1 protein-coding gene (cut by a window edge) is annotated in these 22476 nt (G+C 60.8%); it reads right to left on the bottom strand.

Annotated features, from left to right (window positions below; all coding sequences use genetic code 11):
• Positions 1–22476, bottom strand: the 5' portion of a protein-coding gene (locus AC3RLQ_RS28940; protein ID WP_493032182.1) for an autotransporter-associated beta strand repeat-containing protein. The gene continues 12255 nt to the left of window position 1, outside the view; the window shows 22476 of its 34731 coding nt (coding positions 1–22476); the start codon lies at positions 22474–22476; the stop codon falls past the left edge of the window.

The raw sequence follows: 22476 nt of genomic DNA, 5'->3' as shown, positions 1-22476 counted from the left end.
GTTGCCATTGCTGGAAATCGGTCCCAGCAGTTCAAGGCGGCCACTGGTGATGGCGAAGAGCGTCAGGGTGCGGTCCGCGCTCCCGGAGACGATGCCGATGCCCCCGGTGATCTTCGACCCGTAGAGCGAGTTGCTGAAGATCGACATGTTCGACCCGGCATTCGGGTTGCTGATGATGATGTCGCGACCAAATGTGATCTGCCCGGAGAGGCCCAGGGCGGCGAAGGTGGTCGCAGCGACGGAGCCCGCGGCGACATTGGTGATAAACAGCGGCGAGTCGGTGTTGCCGAGGGCGCCAGCGACGTTCGGCAGCACGTCTGTGCCGACATAGAGGATGCCCGCCTGGGCCTGGTTGCCGTTGACAGAGGTGCCCGTCAGAGTGGTCGTGCCAGTGTAGGTGTTCATGCCATTGAGCACCAGGTTGCTGGTGCCGCTCTTGATCAGGTTGCCGTCCACACCGCTGATCACGCCGAGGATGCTCAATTCCGCCGTGTTTTCAATCGTGCGGGTGCCGCCCACGCCAGCCGGCGTGAGGTTGACGTTGCCGCGCAGCACGAAGTTCGTGCCGGCCGAGCGGAAGTCAGCCACCAGATCCACGTTGTTGAGAAGGCTGATGCCACCAGCACTCACTGCACCCGTCTGTCCCTGGCCAATGTTGAAACCACCATCCGTGGTGTTGTTGATGACCAGCTTGCCGCTGCCCAGGGCGAAGTTGTTGCCGATGTTCAGCGTCGAGCTGCGGTTGGCCCAGGTGTCGCCGGTGTAGTTGTTCCGGGTGTTGAGCGTGATGTTGGTGTTGCCGTTGATGACGGGCTGGTTGGCATAGGCGTTGCCAGCCACCATGGCCCCGATCTGGACAGAGTTGGAACCCGTGAGGACGTTTTCAAACGCGTTCACACCGATCTGCATGGTTCCCTGGTTGCCGCCACCGCCGAAGCGATAGACGCCGTCCGTGGAGGCACCCAGCGTCGGAGCAAAGTAGTATTGGTTGATCGCGCCGCTGGTCGAGGTGCCGAGCCAGAGATGCTCCACCGCCCCACCCTGATTGAGAGCGGTTTCCATCGCGCCCATGTCGAGGGCTCCATACTGCACACCGTTGTCGAGGGAAATGACGCCGAGGCTGGAGCCCGTGGTGCTGAACTGCACTTTGCCGTCGGCCGCAGGACCGGTGGTCAGCACAGCAAGGATGTTGGCCTGGGTCAGCGCGGTGCCGTTGTTGTTGTTGCCAAAGGCGATGCCGCCAAAGGCCCAGTCATCGCTGACCGCATTGATTTTCTGGAAGGCGATGTTGCCGATGTCCGCAAGGCGGAGCTGCGCACCAGCGAGGATGTTAATGTCACCCACACCAAAGACGCCCGTGGTCGCGGTGCCTGCGGTGAGCGAGGTGGAACCCACAATGCTGGTCGCGGTGTTCTGGGTGCTGGCCCAGATTTCCAGCCCGACCTGGCCGTCTGTGCCGAAGGTGTTGGCCCCGTTGGCGAAGAAGAGGCCGCCGTTGCCATACTTGACCAGCTTGCCATTCGCGCCGCCCACCACCAGGCCTTCAAGGATGCTCTGATTGGCTGCACCAAAGGAGGAACCGATGAAGTTGCTGTTGGCTCCCAAAGTCGTGGTGCCGGTGACTGTGATGCCGTTCTGCGAGAAGTTCAGGTAGATCGGTGAATTGGCCCCGAGATCGGCAATCGTCAGGTTGTTGATCCGCTGCATGAACCCCTGGTTGTTGCTGGTGATGCTGGCATCACCATTGACGAAGACGTTGCTGCCAAGGTTGCCGGTGAGACGGACCCCGCTCGGGAGGTTGGAGTCACGCCCGGCGTCGTTGGAGAGCAGGCTGTCGATGACCAGACTGCCGGAGTTGATGATGATGTTCTGTCCGTTGGTCGTGCTGGCGATGGCCACGCCGGAATTCGAAACCGGGTTCTGCAGCAGCAGGGTGCCTTCGTTCAGCGTGATGGTGCCAGTCAGACCTGCGTTGCTGGAGGAAATCGTCAGCTGGTTCGGGCCGAACTTGGTCAGGCCGTTGCTGCCGGTGATCTGCGCATTGATCACGCTGGTGGCCACACCAACATAGATGACGGCTTCGTTGGCTCCAAAGGCCAGGGTCATCGGCAGGGTGATGGGTCCATTGGTCGTGCCAGCGGTCTGGACGGGGTTGATGGTGCCGCCCGTCAGCAGCAGGCCGCCGCCGATGTTGCCCGCACCACTGTCAAAGGTGATGGTGTTGAAGGCAGCTGTCGGGGTGATGTTGAAGCCGCTGCGAAGAGCATAGACAGTCGAATTGGCCGACAAGGTGGCCGCCGCACGCACATCCAAGGTGGTGCCTGCACCAAGCGCGCCGATCGCACCACCCGTGCTGACCGAGCTGTAACCCAGCTGGCCGGCACCCAAAGTGGCGGCACCAGGGATCATCAGAGTCTGGAAGCCTGTCGTGGCCGCCGTTGGATTGTATCCCACGTAGGAGTTGCTGGTCCGATCCACGATCCACACCGGGGCAATGCCACCGTTGATGACGCCCGTTCCGTTGGCCGTTGTCCCAGCGACTGCGACACCAGACGTGACGAGCAGCCGGTCATACGAGGTTGGCGCAATCCCGCTGGTGATCACCCCGCTGCCTGCAACTGCAGCAGCACTGATGGTGATGGTGGTGCCGTTGGTGATCGCCGTAATCGTGGCGTTCGCAGGAATCCCGGCGCCAGAGATCGCCTGACCAACCAACATTCCCGCCGTCGAAGCGACGGTAACAGTCGTGCTGGCGGTGGTGGTGCCGGTCGTCGCCACGTAGTTTGGAATCCCAAGGGTGCCCACAGCAGAGGTCGCAAGACCAAGAGTTCCATTCGAGCCACGGGTCAGACCTGCGGTTTCCAAAGTGGTGGAGCCTGAGCCGGCCGGACGAACCACCGTAACGGTGGATCCCTTGTTCACTCCAAAGGTGCCAACGAGTTCGTAGGACTGGGCATTGGCCACACCATCGAAACGGAAGGTGCCGCCGTTCAGGTCCTGTCCTGTGGCATCCGCCCAGCGGCCCTGGCCGTTGGGTTCGCGACCAAGCTGGTCGAAGATGCGGATCTGACCGCCGGGACGAAGGATGATCAGGTTGTTGTTGAAGCCGGTGGTCGGGTTGTAGAACGATGACGCACCCGAGATCCCGGTGGTCGGCGCGACGACCTGGATGGTGCCATACACTTCAACGCTGCCCGTGCCGAGCGGGGTCCGCCCCAGCGCACCGACTTCGAGCGACACGGCCGAACCTTTGCTGATGGTCGTGCCGCCGCTGAAGTCATTGGAGTTGCGGATGGAAAGCGTGCCGCCACCGTTCGTGATGGCGCTGCCTTGAAGATTGCTCAACTGGGAGCCGACGATGAGGCGGGCGGTGCCGGTCAGCACATTGTCCGCGCCGGAGAGGGCCAGCGTGCCGCCGTTGTTGCCGCCGAGGCGATAAGTGTTGTCCGCGCCGACGCCCAGTGTCGGAGCCATGTATTCGACGACGGTATTGTTGAAGTAACCACCGAGGAAAAGACGTCCATTGCCAAAATCTGACAAATTAAGCGCCGTGGTGAACGTAGGAACCGCGAGCTGGAGGGCAGCGCCAAAGCCACCTTGCTGTTTGATCTGCGCGTTCAAGCCCGTGCCAGGGTTGTAGTCGCTGTCGAGCACGAGCGCCGGCAGGCTGTTGATATTGCTGTTGAGCAGCAAGCCATTGAGGGCAACACCACCAAGGCTGCCGTTGCCGGCAATACGCAGAGCCGCGCCTGGATTGACATTGACCAACGCATTGCTGCCCGTGCCGCCCAGCGGCGTGCCTGTGGTCCCGGTAATCTGAAGTGCCCCGACCAGCACATTGGTCCCGCCGGTGTAGGTGTTGGCCGTCCCGGAGATCCGCAGCGTGCCGTAGCCGGTGGTGGCACCGCCGTATTTATTGAGGTTGCCCGTGCCGACGATCGCCCCAGCCAGTTCCAGAAAAGTCGTGCCACCGGTGGAGGTGTTGATGTTGGAAGAAGAGCCTCCCACGGTCGTCGTACCAGCCACTCGCAGAGAGTAGCTGTTGCCGCCGGTCAGGGTCAGCGTCGCAGCGCTGAGGTCGAGGTCGCCAATCTGGATTTGGTTGCCCGTGTTCGCGCTCACCCGGTCCACATTGATCGTGGCAAACCCGGCCGCCTCAACGTTGATGCCGTTGGTGTTCGGATTGCCAAAGATGATGGTGCCGTTCGGGCCGCCACCGTTGCTGTTGAGCGCCAGAATGCCGCCGTTCACGGTCACCGTGCCTGGGGTGCTGTAGCTGGTGCCGCCCGCAACGAGCGGATCTGCACCGCCAAGACCGAACGGATCCTGCACCGTCAGCTGACCTTGGTTGATTCTCACACCACCCGTGAAGCTGTTCTGACCTGCATAAGTGAATGTGCTGGTGATCGTGCCAAGGGTCAGTGTGCTCGAACCATTCTTCACCAGCCTCGTTGTCTTAGTCCCCGCGCCAAGTGCATCGACAATGTTGCCTGTAAAGGTCGTGTTGTTGATGCTGTTGACGACCAGCACGCCGTTGGATGTAGTCGATTGGTTGCCCACCGTGCCGCCCGTGCCGGACAGTCCCGCTGTCACCACTCGGATGCCGTTGAGGTCGAGGTTGCCAATGTCATTGAGCACCAGTCCCCCGGTAAGCGAAGGAAGGGAGTCCGCGTTGGCAATAGTCAGGAAACCCTCGTTGACCGTGATGTTGCCAAGGATGTTGTTGACGCCCGACAGGATCAGGTCTCCCGCCCCGCCGATGGTCAAGTTCTTCGCCGTGATGTTGCCGCTGATCGTGGCCGCATTGGTGCCAAGGTAACCACCACTGACGTAGATGATGCCTTCTCCCGCGTTCACGCCGCCCGTGGCGCCAAAGGGGTTGATGAAGATGTTGGAACTGATGTTCGGAGCCGCACTGCCCACACCATTGATGAGCAGGCCGCCCATTTCATTGGTGTTGCGCGAGAGGATGTTGATGGTGCCTCCGCTGATGCTGGCCGAGGTGCGGACACCAAATGTATCAGCCGCGCCAGTGACGACCGTGGCGGTATTGATGTCGACAACGCTCGAAACGGTGGAACCGGCGAAGGTGTTGGTCAGCGGATTCGCACCCGTGGAGGTCACAAATCCAATCACAGGATCGTAGCGGACGAAGCTCGCGGTTGCATCCGTGCTGGAGGCAAGGCGCAGGATGGACGCGGCGGTCACCTCGGCATTGATCCCGGAAGCAATGCCTAAGTTGTTCAGGGCCGCGAGACCCGCGGCGGTCGTGGTGTTCTGACCGAGGATCGTCGTGCCGAGGACGCGTGCGTCCGCACCGGCAGTGTTGCCGAGGTTGCCATCCACTCCAGGCACAATAGTCAGAATGCCGGATCCAACGCGGGCGAGCGTGGTGGCGGTGATCTGGATGTCATTGCCCATCTGCGCGTCGAGACGCATGTAGGCGGCCCCCGAGAAGTTGACAGCCGGAATGACGAAGGCTGCGCCTGGTCCGTTGGTGTTCACACGGAGGGAGCCGCCGTTGATGGTGACTGTGTTGGCCGCACCATCGCCGAATGGAGTACCCCCTGTTGCCTGAGTCATCACCGTTGCGCCGTTGCTGATGGCGATGCTGTCATGAAGATTGAGGCCGGTCTGGTTGCCATTAAGAATCGCCGTGCCACCTCCATTGAAGGTCAGGAGGCCAGTATTGTTGCCGGTAATGCCGTTGATGATCAACGTCTTGCCCGCCTTCACACTGATGCTGCCTGCACCGGTCATGGTGATGACACGATTCGTGGTCATGTCTTCAGTAACTCGCAGAATGCCGCCGTTGAAAGTGATGCCGCCAGGGGTGACGTTCAGACCACCCGTTGAGCCAAGGTTTGCATCGCTGCTGATGCTCAGGATACCCGCGTTGATGGTGGTGCTGCCGAGGTAGGTGTTGCTGCCGCTGAGCACCAGGGTGCCGAGGCCGGTCTTTGTCAGGCCCGTCGGCGCACCAACGTAGGTGAAGTCGCCGCTGATCACGCCAGAACTGGTCAGCGTGGTCGAGGCACCCACGTCGATCGTGCTGGTCTGGATCAACTGCATGTTGTTCGCCACCGTGAAGTTGCGGTCCCAACCGGCAAGCGTGCCGGAGTTGAGGAGGATCGTGCCCGGAATGACTCCAGTGCTGCTGAGGGCCAGAGTACCCTGGCTGATGGCGATGCCGTTGGAGCTGTTGCTGGCATTGGTCAGGCGCAGGATGCCCACCCCGGTCTTGACCAGGATGGAGGCTCCGCTGATTGCGCCGGAGAGCGTGACGATGCGGTCCGTACCCGCGATGCTCAGAGCACGATAAGTGGCCCCGGAGAGGTCCACGGCACCCGTCAGGATCAGATCCGTCTGGCCGAGCGGACCTGCGCCGATGAAGGCATCGGCGGCAAAGGCACCCTGCAAGTTGCCCGAGCCTGCAAGAGCAGTAAGAACACCACCGGCGGAGAAATTGATGTTGTTGGCCAGCGTGAAAGGCTGACGCAGAATGATATTGCCCGTCGTGCCCAAGCCTCTCTGGTTAGGCTGCAAGGTACCACCATTGAAGGTGATCGCACCCGTGCCAAATGCGTTCGCATCGCCGATCTGCACGACAGCGTTGCCGTTGATCGTGGTGCCACCGCCATAGCTGTTGGCCGTGTTGAGCACCACGGTGCCGCCGTTGCCGATGAGGTTCGCACCCGGGGTGCCGGTGACCGCGCCGATCACGACCGAGTTTCCGGCACCGGTCAGAACTGCACTGTTGATGTTCAAGATGCCGCCGCCGGTGCCAAGACGATAAACGTTGCCCGTGCCCGGTGTCAACGTCGCCGCCGTGTAGGCGCCGCTCAGCGTGGAACCGAGAAAGCGCTTGGTGCCGGCCTGGCTCAACGCCGTGTCATAGCCGCTCACATCAATGGCCAGTGTGCCGTCGTAGTTCGGATTGGTCGAATTCCACGTAACCGTTCCAGGAGCGCCCGCATAGGCCAGGCTCAGAATGCCAAGGCCGTTGTTGTCCGTGTTCACGGTCACCGAACTGGCGGTGGCCAGATTGCTTGGGCTGATCACCCGCAGCACTGCGCCCGGGTTCACCACCACAGCCCCGGTCGTCAGGGCGTTGTTGCCAATGCGCGCTTCCAAGGTGCCCTGCTCAACCGTGATGGCACCCGTGTAGGTGGACGTGCCGCCCAGCATCAAAGTCGAGGTCCCCGTCTTGGTGATCGAAGGCGTGGTGCCGGAGAAGGCCCCAAGCACGTTCAACTGGTTGAACGTAAAGATCGTCGTGCCAGTGGTGCCATTCACCGTCAGTCCACCGAAAATGGTGTTGGTGTTGCCACCCTGAACTGCGAGGGCGGTGCTGCCTGCCGCCATCGTCACAGCCCCAATGGCAGTATTGCCAACCGAAGCGTGCAGGATGCCGTTGGCACCGAAGTTGACGGCATTCTGGACGAAGACGTTCGTGGCACCATTGAGGTAGGAGCCGCCATTGAAGTTGAGAGCGGGGCCTGCTGTGTAGGTGGAACCTCCCAGGCCATACTGCGTGGTGGTCGCGAGCCAGCCATCATTGATGGTGATCGGCGCGGTGAGGGTCGGATTGCTGGTGGCGCTGATGACGAGTTGGCCAGGACCAGATTTGGTGAAGGTATTGAATCCGCCTCCCGCTGCGAAGGGTGCACCAAGGGTCATGGCGATGCCACCATTGCCAGCGAAGTTGTTCTCCACCGTGATGGTCGGGTTCGCCGTGCCAAAGGTAATGGTGCCGTTCAAGGTCAGATTCTGAGCCGAAACACCAAAGATGAGCTGGGTGTTGACGGTGATGTTGTTGGCGATGGTGCGCGCAGCTCCACCGGCGAGGATCTTGGCCCCGTCGGTGATGACCAGATTGCCCAGACCGACCGGGCTGGCCGTGATGGTGGAACCCACAGTGTTCGGCGTGCTGTCAGCACCGAAGATCAAGGAACCTGAGGAGAGCGTCGTGGAAGTCGAGCCGGCAACGCCAAAGGTATTGGCCCCCGCGAGGACCACGCTGCCCGTGCCGGCCAGATTGAGGACATTGGTAGCACCTGTTCCGGAAACGATGGCGTTGACGATCAGGCTGTTCGGGGACAGGCCGCCCGTCGTGATGGTCCGGGTGCCGCCGCCCAGATCGACGGTGCCGGCAATGGTCGGCGTAAAGCTGAAGCTGTCGTTGTTCGAGACGATGCTGCCGCTCAGCGTCAGCAGACCGCCAGTCGTGACGGTCGGAGTCGCCGCACCGCCGCTGTTGTTGAAAGTCAGCGTGCCTGCCATCGTGTTGGCACTGGTGTAGGTCAGCGTGGAACCCCCGTTGAGGTAAATGTTGGTGGCGTTCGCGATCTGACCAGCGGCGCTGATCGTGACTGCCGAGTTGTTGATCGTGAGTCCGCCTGCGGAAGGAATCACCGTCACGGCGGCCGCACCGGTGGTATTGACCGTCGTGCCGTTGATGATCGTGCCGCCGGTGTAGGTGTTAGCGACCTGAGGTGCCAGTGTTACGGTGGCACCGCCGGAAATCACGAGAGCCGTAGTGGCTCCCACAACGCCGCTGTCGATGATCTGGGAATTAATCGTGAGTGTGTTGGCCGTGTTCGTGACGAACAACTCCGTGGCGGCGGCCGCCGATCCACCGGAGGTCAGTGCGCCACGCTGTCCAGCCGTGGTTGTTCCGATGATGGCACTGGCACCGCTGTGCAGAAGACCGCCGCTCACAAGGTTCAGAGCGTTGGCTGCGGCATCGGAAGTGAAGGTCACGTTGGAACCAGCAACCAAGTTCAAGGAATTAAGCTGGTAAGCCGCTGCAGGCACGGCACCGGAGGCGACGAGACGGATGTTGTTGGTCGGAGCGGTGGCTCCCGGCAGCGTCGTGCCGGTATACCCCGCATACCCAGTCTGGTTCAGGGCACCCACACCGGTGGCACCAACATAACTGGCGAATTCCGTGCCACCCGTGATGGCCCAGCCGCCGATGAGGTTTTGGGTCAGCGCTGGAGCGCTGCCATTGATGTTGGTCAGGAAGATCGAGGAGGTCGCGATGCCGGTAGCCAGGGGCTGGCCAAGATTAGCACCGGTGAAGTTGACCGTGCTGCCAGCCGTGCCGCGCACGAGGTTGGTGATGGTGAACTGGGCATTGCCAACCGGCGAGGCGTTGGTCGCATTGATGACATTGAAGCCACCGGAATTGGCGCCGCCCTGAAGAGTGACAGTGCCGACGGTGGCGGCGCTCTGTGCACCCGCGTAGGTCAGCGTGCCGCCCTGCAGGGTGATGCCATTGACCACGCGGTTTCCTGCAAGGTTGGCGGAGGTGTAGAGGCCGGTGTCGTCCAGCGTAAGGGTGCCGAATAAGTTGGTCACGGAAGAGGAACCACTCAACCGTCCCTGATCACGCAGGGTTAGCCCACCCCCGCGGATGATCGTCGCTCCGAAGTAGGTGTTGTTGCTGGTGAGCGTGGTGGTGGAATTGCCAGACCGGGTGAAGGCCAAATTGCCTGTGATGGTGCCCGCAAAAGTGCCTCCAGGGCTCGCCGTGAGAGTGGCTGCCGTGAGGCTGGAGTTCGTCACGATGCCGCCGGTGCCCGCAAGAGAAGAGGTGGTATCCAGAGTCCCGATGGCCTGGTTCCTACCGAACAAATCCAGCGTGCCTCCGCTGACACGCACGGACTGGAGAGTCGGCGTCGTGTTCGTCGCGATCACAGTCAGGGTGTTGTCCACACCGCTGTTCAGGGTGAGCAGGCCGTCATTGATCGTGGTCTGGCTGCCGCCGGTGAAGAACTGCTGCTTGTTGATGCTCATCGCACCCGCCCCGGCCTTGATGAAACCGTTGCTGCCCAGCACCTGGGCGTTGAAGTCGAGAGTATTGCCAGTGTCGAGCTGGTGAATGATGAGCTGATTGCCACCGGACTGGATGAGGCCGCCCGTGAAGTCGGTGCCGCTGGCGTTGAGGACAAGGATGCCGCCACTGCCGATATTCAGAATGGCTTGATCGCGGATCGCGTTCAGGGCGGTGGGACCATTGATCGTCAAACTGTTCATGGTCACCGAGCCAAAGAGCTGGGTGCTGTTAACCGCGACGTTGGAGTTGGTGGCAAAGACGCGGAAGAGGCCTGGAGCGAGTTCGCTGGCCGCGAGCGGACGCACACCACCGATGGCGGAATACGTGGCAAAGGCGGTTCCAGTACCAGTCGCGCTGGCGTCGGCGATGGTGTCCACGCGGATGCTGATAGTGTTCGATCCGTTGCCGCCCCCTCCCCCGATGAAGCCGTTGCCCATGTTAGGAGCAAACAAATTGGCCACGCCAGCACCTGGAGCACTGCCCAAGCTGTCCCCGCGGACGAGCAAGGAACCACCACCGGAAAGTGAGGCAAAGTTACCCGCATTCAAGGTCAAGGACTGGCCCGCATTGGCATCCAAGGTCAGGATGGACCCACCGGAAACGACGTTGATGGCGCCCACGGTGCCGAGGTTGATCGTTTCCACCGTCGCCGCACCGGCGTTGCCGATGATCTTGAACTCACCACCCTGCAGGGTGATGTTGCGCACCAAGCTCGCGCCGACAGCGAAGTCGGTGCCGCCAAGGCGGTTGTTCAGATTAGTGCCGCTGTTGTCGAGGATCAGCGCGCCTCCCTCAAGGACGGTGTAGGTCGTGAACTTCGTGCTGCCGGCTGCGCCGCTCAGAACCGAAGTGCCTTGGGAGGTGGTGAAAGTACCGATGCCCATGGTGCCAGTGCCGGCGGCGCTGTCGATGGTCAGGGTTCCCGTCCCGATCTTGTTCAGGTTGAAAGACGTCGAGGTCTGGTTGGCGGACCCGAAGCGGCCGGAGAATACAAACGAGCTGTTGTCGAAGCCGGTCGCAAGGGTCGCTCCAGTGCCCGAGTTGTTGGTGACCAAGCCCGTGCCGGTGATGGAACCGGTAACCACGTTAGTGCCGGCGACATCAAGCGTGCCGCCCGTGGCGAGGTTGATGTTCGAGAAGCGGGACAGTGTGTTGGTCCCGCTCGGGCGCAGCGTGCCGTCGTTGACCTGGGTGATACCGATATAGTCGTTCGCGATGTTGCTCAGCGCCAGGATGCCGGGGCCGTTCTTGATGAAGGTGAAGGCACCCGTGTATTTATTGCCGAGGGTGCCGGTCACCGCCGGACTTTCCACCGTGACCGTCGGCGTGAGGACACCACCAAACGTGATCGCACCGTTGAGGGCGAGGTTGTTCGAGGAAACACCGCTGATGATCAGGTTGCTGCCCGCGAGTGTGATCGGGTTGTAGATTGTGGCACTGACACCGGTGAGCTTGAGGTCGGTGGCAACCGAGAGCGTGCCGAGGCCGAGAGGACCACCGGTTTTGAGACCTGCCGCGAGCGTGTCATTGGCCCCGATGATGATCGAGCCGACGTTGAGGTTCACACCGCCTGCGAAGGTGCTGGTGGCGCTGCTCAGAGAGAGCGCACCCGCACCGATCTTCGTGAGAGCTCCATTCAGAATCTGAGCGGAGATGTTCAAGTTGTTCAGTGAGAGACCAGTGGCGTCCACGGTGCGCGTGCCTCCACCAAAGTCCACGACCCCGGCGATGGTCGGCGTGAAGCTGAAGCTGTCGTTCACCGAGGTGATGTTGTTGTTCAGCGTAAGAGTGCCGCCGGTCGTGATGGTCGGTGCTGCATTACCACCGGTGTTGTTGAAGGTGATGGTGCCGCTCAGGGTGTTGGCACCCACGTAGGTCAGCACACCACCGCCATTGATGACAATGTTACCAGCGCTGGCGATCTGGCCTGCATTCGTCGACATGGTCACCGTTGCATTGTTGATGGTCAGGTTGCCAGGAACCTGCGCAATGGATGCAGCACCACCCAAGGTCAGAGTGCCCTGGTTGACGATCGTTCCGCCGCCATAGGTGTTGCCCACGGTCGAGGCCAATGTCAGCGTCGAGCCTCCGTTCTTCACGAGGGCGACTGAGCCCCCGGTGATCTGGCTGCTGATCGTCGAGGCCGCGTTCGTATAGACAAAGAGTTCAGTGCCGCTTGTGGTGAGGATACCCCCTGTCAGCGTCGTGGCCGCTCCGAAGAGCAATCCACCCGACGTTAGGCTGATGGTTGTCGCAGCGGTCTGCGTGATGGTCGCTGCTGCGCTGACGCGGAGGGAGTTGATCGTCTGGGCCAGAGCCGTCACATTCGCTGCCACGGTCACGTTGCTTGCCGCTGCAATTGAGGCGGTGCTCAGTGCAGTGGTCACATAGGCACCGTATCCGGTCGTGCCAACCGCTCCAACACCACCCTGGGTTGCTCCTGGAGCGACATAACTCGCGAAATCGGTTCCGTTCACCGTGGCCCAACCGCCGAGGATGCCGTTGACGAGAGCGGGAGCTCCACCATTGATCTGAGTCAATTCGATTCCGCCGGAGCCAATGGCAATGACGCCAGCGGAGGCACGCTGACCGAGGTTGAGGTTGCTGCTGGTGAAGTTGACTCCTGATCCGGCGTTGCGGACGAGATTGCCGATGGTGAGCAAAGCTGTGCCGGTATTGCCCGGAGTGGCGGTGATGGTGGTCTGCCCCGCCTGGACAGTGACGGTGCCGAGGGCTTCCGCAACCGTCTGGCCTTGCACACCCGTCAGGGTGATGGTGCCGCCTCGGGTGCTCACAGCATTCCCCAACGCAACGCGTCCTCCAAGGTTCGCAAGATTGGAGTTGTCAAGATTCAGGGCGCCGAATTCAAGGTTCAATCCAGCGGTGCTGGCAAGCGTGGCGCTGTCGCGCAGTTGCAAAGTACCCCCGCGAACGTTGGTGGCACCTTGGTAGGTCTGAGCGGTGGTAAGCAGCGTCGTGTTGTTGCCCGAACGAGTGAAGGCGAGCATGCCGCCAATAACGCCCCCAAAATTGCCTCCACCCGTGGAGGTCAGGGTGGCTGTGCTGGCGCTGGTGATTGTGCCTCCGGTGCCGGGGAGGATATTGGCGCTGGCGAGAGCTCCTACCGCCTGGTTACGACCGTTCAAATCGAGGGTGCCACCATTCACCGTCAGAGCCTGCGTTCCCACCGCAGCAGCGGTCGGGTTGACCACGATGGTGTTATCAGCCGAACCATTGAGGATCATCATACCCTGATCCACAATGTGCGTGCCGATCGTGAACATCGAAAGATTCATGGTGAGGGTGCCCGCGCCAGCCTTGGTGAAACCGTTGGCCGTGTTGATGAGGTAGCTGTTAACCGTCAGATCGCCTGGCGTATGTGCCCAGAAGTGGGATCCACCACTGGAGATCTGTCCACCGCTCAGGCCGGTGTTCCCTGTTTTGGCGAGGAGGGCGATGCCGCCCAGCGTCAGGATGCTGCCAGTGTTGTAGCCAGTGGCACCACCGCCGCTCTCAAGCGTAAGGACGTTGATGGAGTTCGTTGTAAACTGCTGTCCGCCGCTAAGGGTCAGGTTGGCGTTGGTGACAAAGATCGAGTTGATGTTGGAAATCGATTCGTTGGCGGCAAGGACTTGGAAACCAAGTCCGGGTGTGTAAGTAGCAAAGGAAGCACCTGTGCCGGTCGCCGATGTATCTGCGAGCACATCAGAACGGATGCTGCGGTTGGCGAGACCTGGGATAGCCCCACCGCCGCTGGATACCACGGTTCCCGAGACGAACACATTCGCCACACCTGCTCCTGGAGCCGATCCGAGATTGTCGCCTCGGACGACAAGCACGGTACCGCTCGTAGTGAGGGCGGGGATGGAGGCAAAATTAACCGTGGTGGAGCCCGCGCCCGGGACCACTGTAAGAAGGCCGGCACCCGAACCAATCGTCAGCGCATTCAGCGATTCGCTGGTGCCTGCCGCGTTGCCGACCACCTTGAACTCGCCACCGGCGATCGTCAGGCCCTTCAGCAGGCCACCGAGACGGTTGTTCTCGTTGGTCGCGCTGTTGTCGAGGATGAGCGAGCCGCTCTGGTTGACCACGTTGGTGGTGAAGACCGAACTGGCGGTGCCAGAGTAGGTGACCGCACCACCATTGATGGTCAAGGTGCCGGTGGAGGTGCTGTCACCGCCGGTGAGACCGAACGAACCGGCGCCGATCTTGGTGACGTTGAGGGTCGCAAGAACGCTGTCGTTGTAGCCCAGGAAACGGCCATTGAAACTGGTGGCGGCGTTGTTCAGGCCGAAGGTCAGCGTGCGGGCCGTGCCAGAGTTGTTGGTAATGTCCCCTGCCCCGGAGAGCTGGCTCAGAAGTTGATCGAAGTTGTTGAGATCCAGACGGCTGGTGCCGGCCATGCTGAAAGTCGAAGCATAGGGGATCGCATTGGTTGCACCGATGAAGATCGTGCCAGCGTTCAAGTTTGTGGCTCCAGTGTAGTAGTTGACGCCATCGAGGCGGATTCCACCATTGCCCTGCTTGGTGATGCCGCCCGTCGTTCCGATCATGGTCGGCAGAATCAAAGCGAGTGTGGAATTGGCCGTGCTGGTTGCCGTAATGTTGTGGTTGCTGCTGCCGATATTCATCAGACCGCTGGTGCTGACGCTGAAGGTCGGTGCGCCGTTTGATTGCCCGACGGTTGAAGTGATATCGCCTGTGAGGGTCAATGTGCTGCCAAAGGTCACCGTAGTGTTGGTGGCGGCCCCGGTGGCGGCCTGGGACAGAGTCACCGTGGTCGAGCTGGGGATGGCGGCAATGGTGGTGCCCGCTGGAATGTTGGTGCCGGTCACAGGCATGCCAACCACGAGACCATCGGAACTGCTCACGGTCAGCGTGGTGCTGCCGGTAACCGTGGTGGAGTTGCCCCCGGTGACGCTTGCCGTGCGGACGGTGGCAGCACCGTTGGCACTGGTGGAATCAAAGATGAAGTTGTTAAGGCTGCTGTTGCCCCACAGGTTTAATGTACCACTGCCATTGATCGTGATGTTGGCACCCGTGCCAATTTTGCCGCTCTGTCCGACATTGTAGGATAGCGTGGCGTTGTTGATCAAAATCCCACCTGCGGCTGGGAGAACCACCGTCCCGTTGGTGCCGGAGAGCGTGGTCGTGGTGTTGATGACGGTGCCTCCTGTGTGGGTGTTCGTGCCGGCCAGCACAAAGGTGCCACCGCTTGGGCCGCTGAGTACAAGGCGGGTGTTTCCTCCACCAGCATTGTCCACGATGGTCGAGTTGACGGTGAGGGCGTTTTGGTTGTTGGTCAGGAAGAGTTCCTTCACCCCCGCACCCACACCCGCACTAAGACGGCCAGAGTTCACCGTGGCACCGATGTTTCCGTCAAACGCACCCGACTTCAAAAACCCACCGGATGTCAGGTTCAATGTATCCGTGCCCGTCGTGAAGTTGATGCTTTGAGCGGCGGTGTTGGTGAGGAAGTTCAACGAGTTCAGAGAATAAACGCCACCTGTGGTCGGAACGCTGAAGCTGTTATTTGCCAGCCTGATGTTCTGTGTGGCACCACCCGGTGCCGCAGGGAAAGCAGATCCCGTGTAACCAGCGTAGCCGGTCTGGTTCAGCGCACCCACTCCTGTGCCTGGCAAATAGCTGGCGAATTCCGTGCCGTTTACAATAGCCCAGCCGCCGATGAGATTGTTGGTAAGCGTCGGGGCCGTGCCAAACTTGATCTCCGCATTGCCCGCATTGAGGGAGATGCCGAGGTTGGTGCCCCCGAAATTCAGCACTGAATTCTGGTTGCGCGTGAGGCCGGTGAAAGTCAGCAGAGCTGAGCCGCCGGAACCTACAGTTGAGCCCACAAAGGACATGCCTGAATTCACGGTCAGGGCGCCGAGGTTCTGGACGGAGTCCGTGCCGTTGCCACTGAAGTACTGGAGGCTGGCGGCCTGGAGCGTGACAGAAACCACACCGAGGCGGGTGAGGTCAAACAACCCGCGATTGTCGATGTTAAAGGTGCTTCCGGTCAGAACTTCCACCGCTGTGGTATTGGCGAAGGTGCCGCTGTCGATCAATGTCGTGGTGCCGCCGCGCAGGCTGGTGGTGCCAGTGAAGCTGTTGGCATTGGTGAAAATGGCGGTGTTGTTGCCAGACTTCACCAGGTTGATGTTGCCATTGATCGAGCCGTTGAAGCCCGCTCCATTGGCTGCGGTCGTGGTGCCGCCAGCAATGGTAAACAGAGCGGTGGTGCCGCTGCTGTTGTTGATCGTGCCCCCCATGCCCGCGAGATTGCTGGCGCTGCCAAGAGTGTTCACCGCCTGGTTGTTGCCGTTCAGTTCAACCGTGCCGGAATTCACTTGCAGGCTGTTAGGGGCACCAATGGCATTCACGAAAAGCGTATTGGCTCCACCGTTCAAGCTCAAGGTGCCATTGTTGACCGTGGTCGTACCGGTGTAGAATTGAGGACGGTTGAGGGTCAAGGTGCCGAGCCCAGCCTTGGCCAGACCACCACTGCCGGTGATTCCTGCTGAGAAATTGGTGTCGCCGTTGGCATAGATGAACCCTGGAGCAGATCCAAAGGCCACGAGCCCCCCGGAGATTCCCCGATTGCCCGCCTGGGCAATGATGCCGCCGCTGGTGATGGTGAGAGTCGTGTTTTGCGGAATAGGTCCTGCAGCCAGTGTGCCGCCGTATTGATTGAGCGTCAGGCTGTTGATTGTCGTCCCGGTGATGAACGCACCCCCAGCCTGGTAGCCCATGGCCACGTTGGCTGTGGCACCCGAGCTTAGGAAGGGCGCGAGTTCCGCTGCAGTGAGTGCGCGGAATCCATTGCCACCGACGGCACCCGCCACTCCGCCAGCACCAACGTACGTAGCGAATGAGGTGCCTGTGCCAGTCAAAGACGTATCCACGATAATATCAGGACGGATCGACATCGTTATCGATCCAGCCGCACCAGCACCACCGATTTGGACCGGAGCTGTACCAGTGAGGGTGAAGTTCGCCACGCCTGCACCTGCAGTACCACCAAGATTCGTACCACGCAGCAAAAGTGAACTGCCCGTGGTGACTGCACCCAGAACACCAGCATTCAGGACCGTTCCCTGGGTGCTGGTTGGTGTCAGATTAATGGTGCTGGCACCAGATGCCATGGTCACCTGGCCGCCTTGGATCGTCAGGGCCGAGCTAAGCGGAACCGTGGCGGCCACACTCAAGGTGAGCGTGTTGGTGGCTTGGTTAATCGCCGTAATGGTCGTGTTGGCAGCGATGCCGGTGCCCGAAATGCCCATGCCCACAACAAGATTGTCCACATTCGCAACCGTCAGTGTCGTCGATGCAGTGGTCGCCGTTCCTGACGTCCCTGAGATCACCCGCCCCAGCGACTCGGTAGTACTCGCCGCGCTGTTGCCGATGAGGGTCAGCGTTCCTCCGTTCAGCGTGAGACCGACGCTGTCCGTCGCCGTGTCCACCTGGCCGCCGAGGCGGCTGTTGACGTTGGTGCCGGAGTTGTCGAGCACCAGCGTTCCACCATCGAGAACATTGTTCGTGGCAAAGAGGCTGTTCGCCGTGCCGCTGTAGGTCAGGGTGCCCTGCCCGGCGATCAAAATGCCGGTCGAGGTGCTGGTGCCGGTCAGAGTCAGATTCCCGGTGCCCATCTTGGTCACGTTCAGCGTATTTGGCGCTGCCGCACTGAAGGCGGCAAAGGAACCAGCGAATGTAGAGTTGGTATTGTCATAACCAACCAGCAAAGCCCCGGCCGTGCTCGCCGCGTTGGTCACAATCCCGCTGCCCGTGATGGAACCGAAAAGAGCACTCGCTCCGTTGAGATTGAGATAGGAAGTCGTACTGGCGAGATCGAGGCGCGAATAGCGGGCTCCCGCAAACGCACCCGTCGGGTTGGCGGTGATGGCGATGGTGCCCGCATTCACCGTGGTGTTACCACTGTAAAGGTTCTGCGCATTGAACCCAAGGACGCCCGCGCCAGTCTTGGTGAGGCCGGCCGTGCCGAGCAAGGCTGCGGTAATGTTCAAGGCAGGCTGCAGGGCAGAGACATCCTGCCCATTCCAGAGGGTGGATCCGATGTTAAAGATGCGGCTGCTGCCGCCGAGATCGACGCGCCCGGCGATCGTGGCGATGGACCCCGGATTGCTGGAGGTGACGGTGACTCCACCATTGAGGGCCAGCGAGCCGCCAAAAGCACCTCCACCTCCGACGACCGAGCCGCCGCCCGCCGTGTTGACGGTGGGGTTCGAGGCACCGCCGCCATTGTTATTGAAAACAATGCCCGCGAGGGTGTTGCCGTTGCCCGCGAGGTTGAGCGTTCCCGGCCCATTGATCACCACGGTGTTGCCTGCCGCGATCTGACCACCATTGACGTCGAGGGAAAGGACGCCGCCATTGATGACCACACCATTCGTTGGATCCGCCGCCAGAGGAACCGTCACCACCCCGGAAGCCCCAACAAGGCGCAGCGTTCCCTGGCTCACAATGGTGCCACCAGTGTAGGTGTTCGGGGCGGAAATCTGAACCGAGGAAGCGCCCGTCTTGACGAGAGAAACCGTCCCCGTCCCGCTCCCGATGGCGGTGGCCGTATCGACAATGGCCGAGTTGATAAAGATCGTGGCCTGATTGTTGTAAACAATCAACTCCGTGTTGCCACTGGAGGCGTTGCCCCCGGCGGTGAGAATACCACGCGTTGCCGTAGTTCCGATGGAAGAGTTGTTGTTGTTGTTGCTGCGGATGAGGCCGCCCATCTCGAGGTTGAGGACATTCGTGGCTGCGCTGAAGGTGACATCCAGGGTGGCACCGGCCGAGAGGCGCAACGCACCCGTGACGTTGTTGGCTGCGGTGAGGTTGGTTGTGGCAGTCAGGTTGGTGATGTTGCCCGAGGCAAGAGTGGTCGCATATTGGGCAAATCCCGCCTGGCCCATTTCACCGATGCCCAGATCCGAGTTGTAACTCGCGTAGCCCCCGTAGTTGGCGATCGCCCACGGTCCAATGATGCCGTTGGTAAGCGTGGGTGCGCTGGTGAAGAGGATATTGGGATTGCTGCCAATGGCACCGAGGGTGCCGACGCCGGCGCTGTTGATGAAGTTGCCAAAGTTAATTGTGGCCCCCGAACCGGCGGTGCGGTTCAAGGAAGCAAAGGTCAGAAGAGAGGAACTGACACCCACGTTGCCATGCTGGGCATTGAGGGTCGAACCCGCCTGAAGGATATTGAGCGCGCCGAAGGTCTCCGTGGAAGCCGTCTGCGCTCGTCCAATGTAGTTCAGCACGCCACCACGAAGATCCACGCCTGCCGCGTCGTTGATACGATTGTTGTCATTCATCGTGCTGGTGTTGTTGTCCAACTGAAGCGTGGCGTAGTTGATGTCCAGATTGTTGGTGCCAGAGAAACGGGCGGAATCGCGCATCAACGTGGTGCCGCCGGAGATGAGGATGTCGCCCGTGGTGTTGCTGTCGGAATAAAGGGTCAGGGTGTTCTGACCGGTGCGCTGGAAGGCGACGGAACCGGTGATATTGCCAGAGAAGTTGCGTCCAGCGTTGTCCAGATTCTGAACAAACGTCGAACCCGCAATGCCCGTAATGGTCCCCCCGCCGTTGAAGGTCGAACCAGCGTCAAACAGACGAGAGGTTTGCGCATTGCCGTTCAGGTCGAGTGTGCCGCCAATAAGACTGAGGAAGTTATTGAAATAAAGGGTGTTGTTCCCACCGGCGAGTTTCAATGTGCCTTGGTTGATTTCGGTCTGGCCGCCAGCGATATTGCCCGCCACGCCTGTGATGACACTGGCCGTCGGCGCAAGAGTGAGAATACCGTCACCTGCCTTGATGAAGGAAATGTTGCCGTTGCCTTGGCCATTGCCCCCCTGAAGCAGACTGGTGATGGTGGTGTTATCCGTGGCCAGGCCGACGGTGTGAATGACGAGGGGAACGCCGCCACCTGGGTAGGAAAGGACACCCCCGCTGATTCCCGTGTTGCCAGCCTTGGTGAGGATACCACCGCTTTGAATGGTGAGCAGGTCAAGGCTCTTGAGGCTGACACCACCACCGCTTTCCAGCGTGAGGGAGTTCAGCCTGCGGGTGTCGATCGCGGCGGGACTGGAGATAAGGCGGACGTTGGTGTCCACCGTGAGGGTCGAGACCATTTCTGTTCCAGTGTTCAATGGGCGGAGGATGGCTGTGATGTTGCCAGCAGCGGCAGCAGTATCGCCAGTGGCGAAGGAAACCCCCAACCCCGTGGCGGTGTTATCCACAAGAGCCCATGGAATGATTGACTTGTTGGTGGTGCCGGTAGCACCAGTCTGACCAACTACGACAAACCCCGTGGTGGTTGAGGCGATGGTGGAGATTCCGGCACCCGCAGCCGTTCCGAGACTGGTTCCACGGAAGAGGGCGGTCGCACCCGAAGGGACGGTCGTGTTGTTGATCGTCGTCGAAGGATTGTTCGGAGCACCGAAGGCCAGGTTCGTGCCGCCCTGCCCCGCTACGGATGTGACGGTGATCGTGCTCTGGCCGCGGGAGAAAGTGGGGGCGCCGAGGGTTTCCGTGACCGTGGTCACCGAGGCGCTTGGACCAATCAGATTGAGGTTGCCGCCAGAGAGAGTGATGGGCCTGCTGCCCAGACGATTGTTGACCTGAGTCGTACCGTTGTTGAGCGTAAGCGTGGCACCGGGAAGCACCTGCATGGCGATGGTATTGCCTCCAGCCAGGGTTCCGCTGCCGCTCAAGGCCAATGTGCCTTGAAAAATCTGCAAGCCGGTGTTGGCATCCGTCGGAATGACGGTGTTGGCCGTGGTGAAGTTCAGTGTGCCGGTGCCATATTTGCGGATCGCGAAAAATTGGTTCGCCGTGGGCGTCGTGGCCGAGGTGAGGTTGCTGTTGACGTTGATCACCCCGGTGCCTTGGGCATTAAACAGAAGCGCACGGCCGCTCGCGCTCGTGTTCACAATGCCGCCGTTGATATTGAGTGTCGCACCGTTGTCCGCACCGATGGCTGCATCAAAAAGTGCCTGGATCGCGCCAGTCGTGGTGCTGGTGGTGCCAGAACCGACGGCCTGCAATTGCCCGCCGAAGTTGATGCCACCCAGGGCGACGTTGTTGGTGCCCTGAAGGTTGATCGTATTGCCAACGGAGACGTTGTTCAGCTGCAGGGCGGCCCCCGCGGCTGCTGCACCCGGGGAAATGCTGATGACACCGGTGCCGAGACCGGTCGCATTGCTCAATTGCACCGCACCAGCATTGATCGTCGTAGTACCCGTGAAATTCTGGCTGGCGCTGATGACCAGGGTGCCGTTGTCGGCCTTCACAAAACCCGTCGCGTTGGTGATCGCGTTCACTCCCGTCAACGTCAACGTTTGACCAGCCACGACTTCGACGACGTTGTTGGCCGCCGTACCGTTGGCAAAGCTGATCGAACGAGCACTGCTGATCGGAGTGGAGCCAATGGCACGCAAGGTCGCCGTGGTGCCATTGAGTGTGATGGTATTGGCGGCGTTGCCCAAGGCAGCGTCGCTGTTGAAGGCAAGAATGCCGCCAGTGACGCTGATGTTGCCGGTGAAGTCATTGGCGGCGTTCGTCAAAACGATCGCGCCCGTGCCCGTCTTGGTCCAGTTCTGGTTGCCCGAGACCTGACCACTCAAAGTCAGGCCCTGAACCACATTCGATCCGGTCAAGGTGCTGACGCTGATCGTGGTTGAAGCCTGATTGATGTTCGTCAGACCCGTGATCTCCAGCCCATAACCGTTGCCCGGGGCCACCGTGAGCGTCGTGCCGGCCGCCGTCCAAGACAGGGAGTTCATCTGGATCGTCTTGTTCAGCGCAGTCGATCCCGGGAAACCCGCCACTCCAGTGCGGTCAGGCGCGATGGTGCTGCTGCCCGCAATGCTCAGGTCGTCGCCAAAGGCGATGCTCTGGCGCTCACCGTAGCCGGAGCCGTTGTCGCGGAGCGCCAGGGTCGTGCCATTGGCCAGCGTGATGGTATTGGCAACACCGCTGTTGAGAGAAGCCGCCCCCGCGGCGACAAGGGTGCCGCTGTTGACACTGACGGTTCCAGTGAAACTGTTGGTGCCAGCCAATACGGTCACGCCATTGCTGCTGCCAGCCGTGTTCCCTGCGATGACCAAATTCTTGGCACCTCCGCTTTCCGAGATGTTGCCAGAAAGCGTGAGCAGACTGGTCGTGTTGGCCACCGCGTTGGTGATGTTAAAGTCAGCGCTGCCCGTGCTGGCAAGGATGATGTCCGTGGCGATCAGGTCATTCGCCGTTGCCGCCGCTGCCTTGGAAAGCACCGCCGCCAAGGCTCCGTTGTCAAAGGTCAGCGTGCTGCCATTGCCCGACTGCAAGGTGTAGCCAAAGAAAGCGGTGGTTGGATCTCCAATGTTCAGCGTGCCGGTCAGGGCGCTGATGTCCAGATTGATGATTTGCGCCGCAGTAAGATTCGCAGTGAGGTTGATGACGTCCCCTGCAACATTGGCAGGCACACCGCCCGTCCAGTTGCCAGCAGTGTTCCAAGTAAAGGGACCGGCACCAGTCTGATTCCAAGTATAGGTGGCACCCTGGGCGACGGGTCCTGGCAGCCATGTTGCCATCAGGCAAATCATGAACCATCCAAGGAGTTGGCGGTGGTGGCGTAATGTCTTCAT

It is taken from the genome of Prosthecobacter sp. GW821-HT29F12, assembly GCF_058803405.1.
Note: the sequence above shows the minus strand (reverse complement) of the source record. Positions and strands in the feature narration are given on the sequence as shown.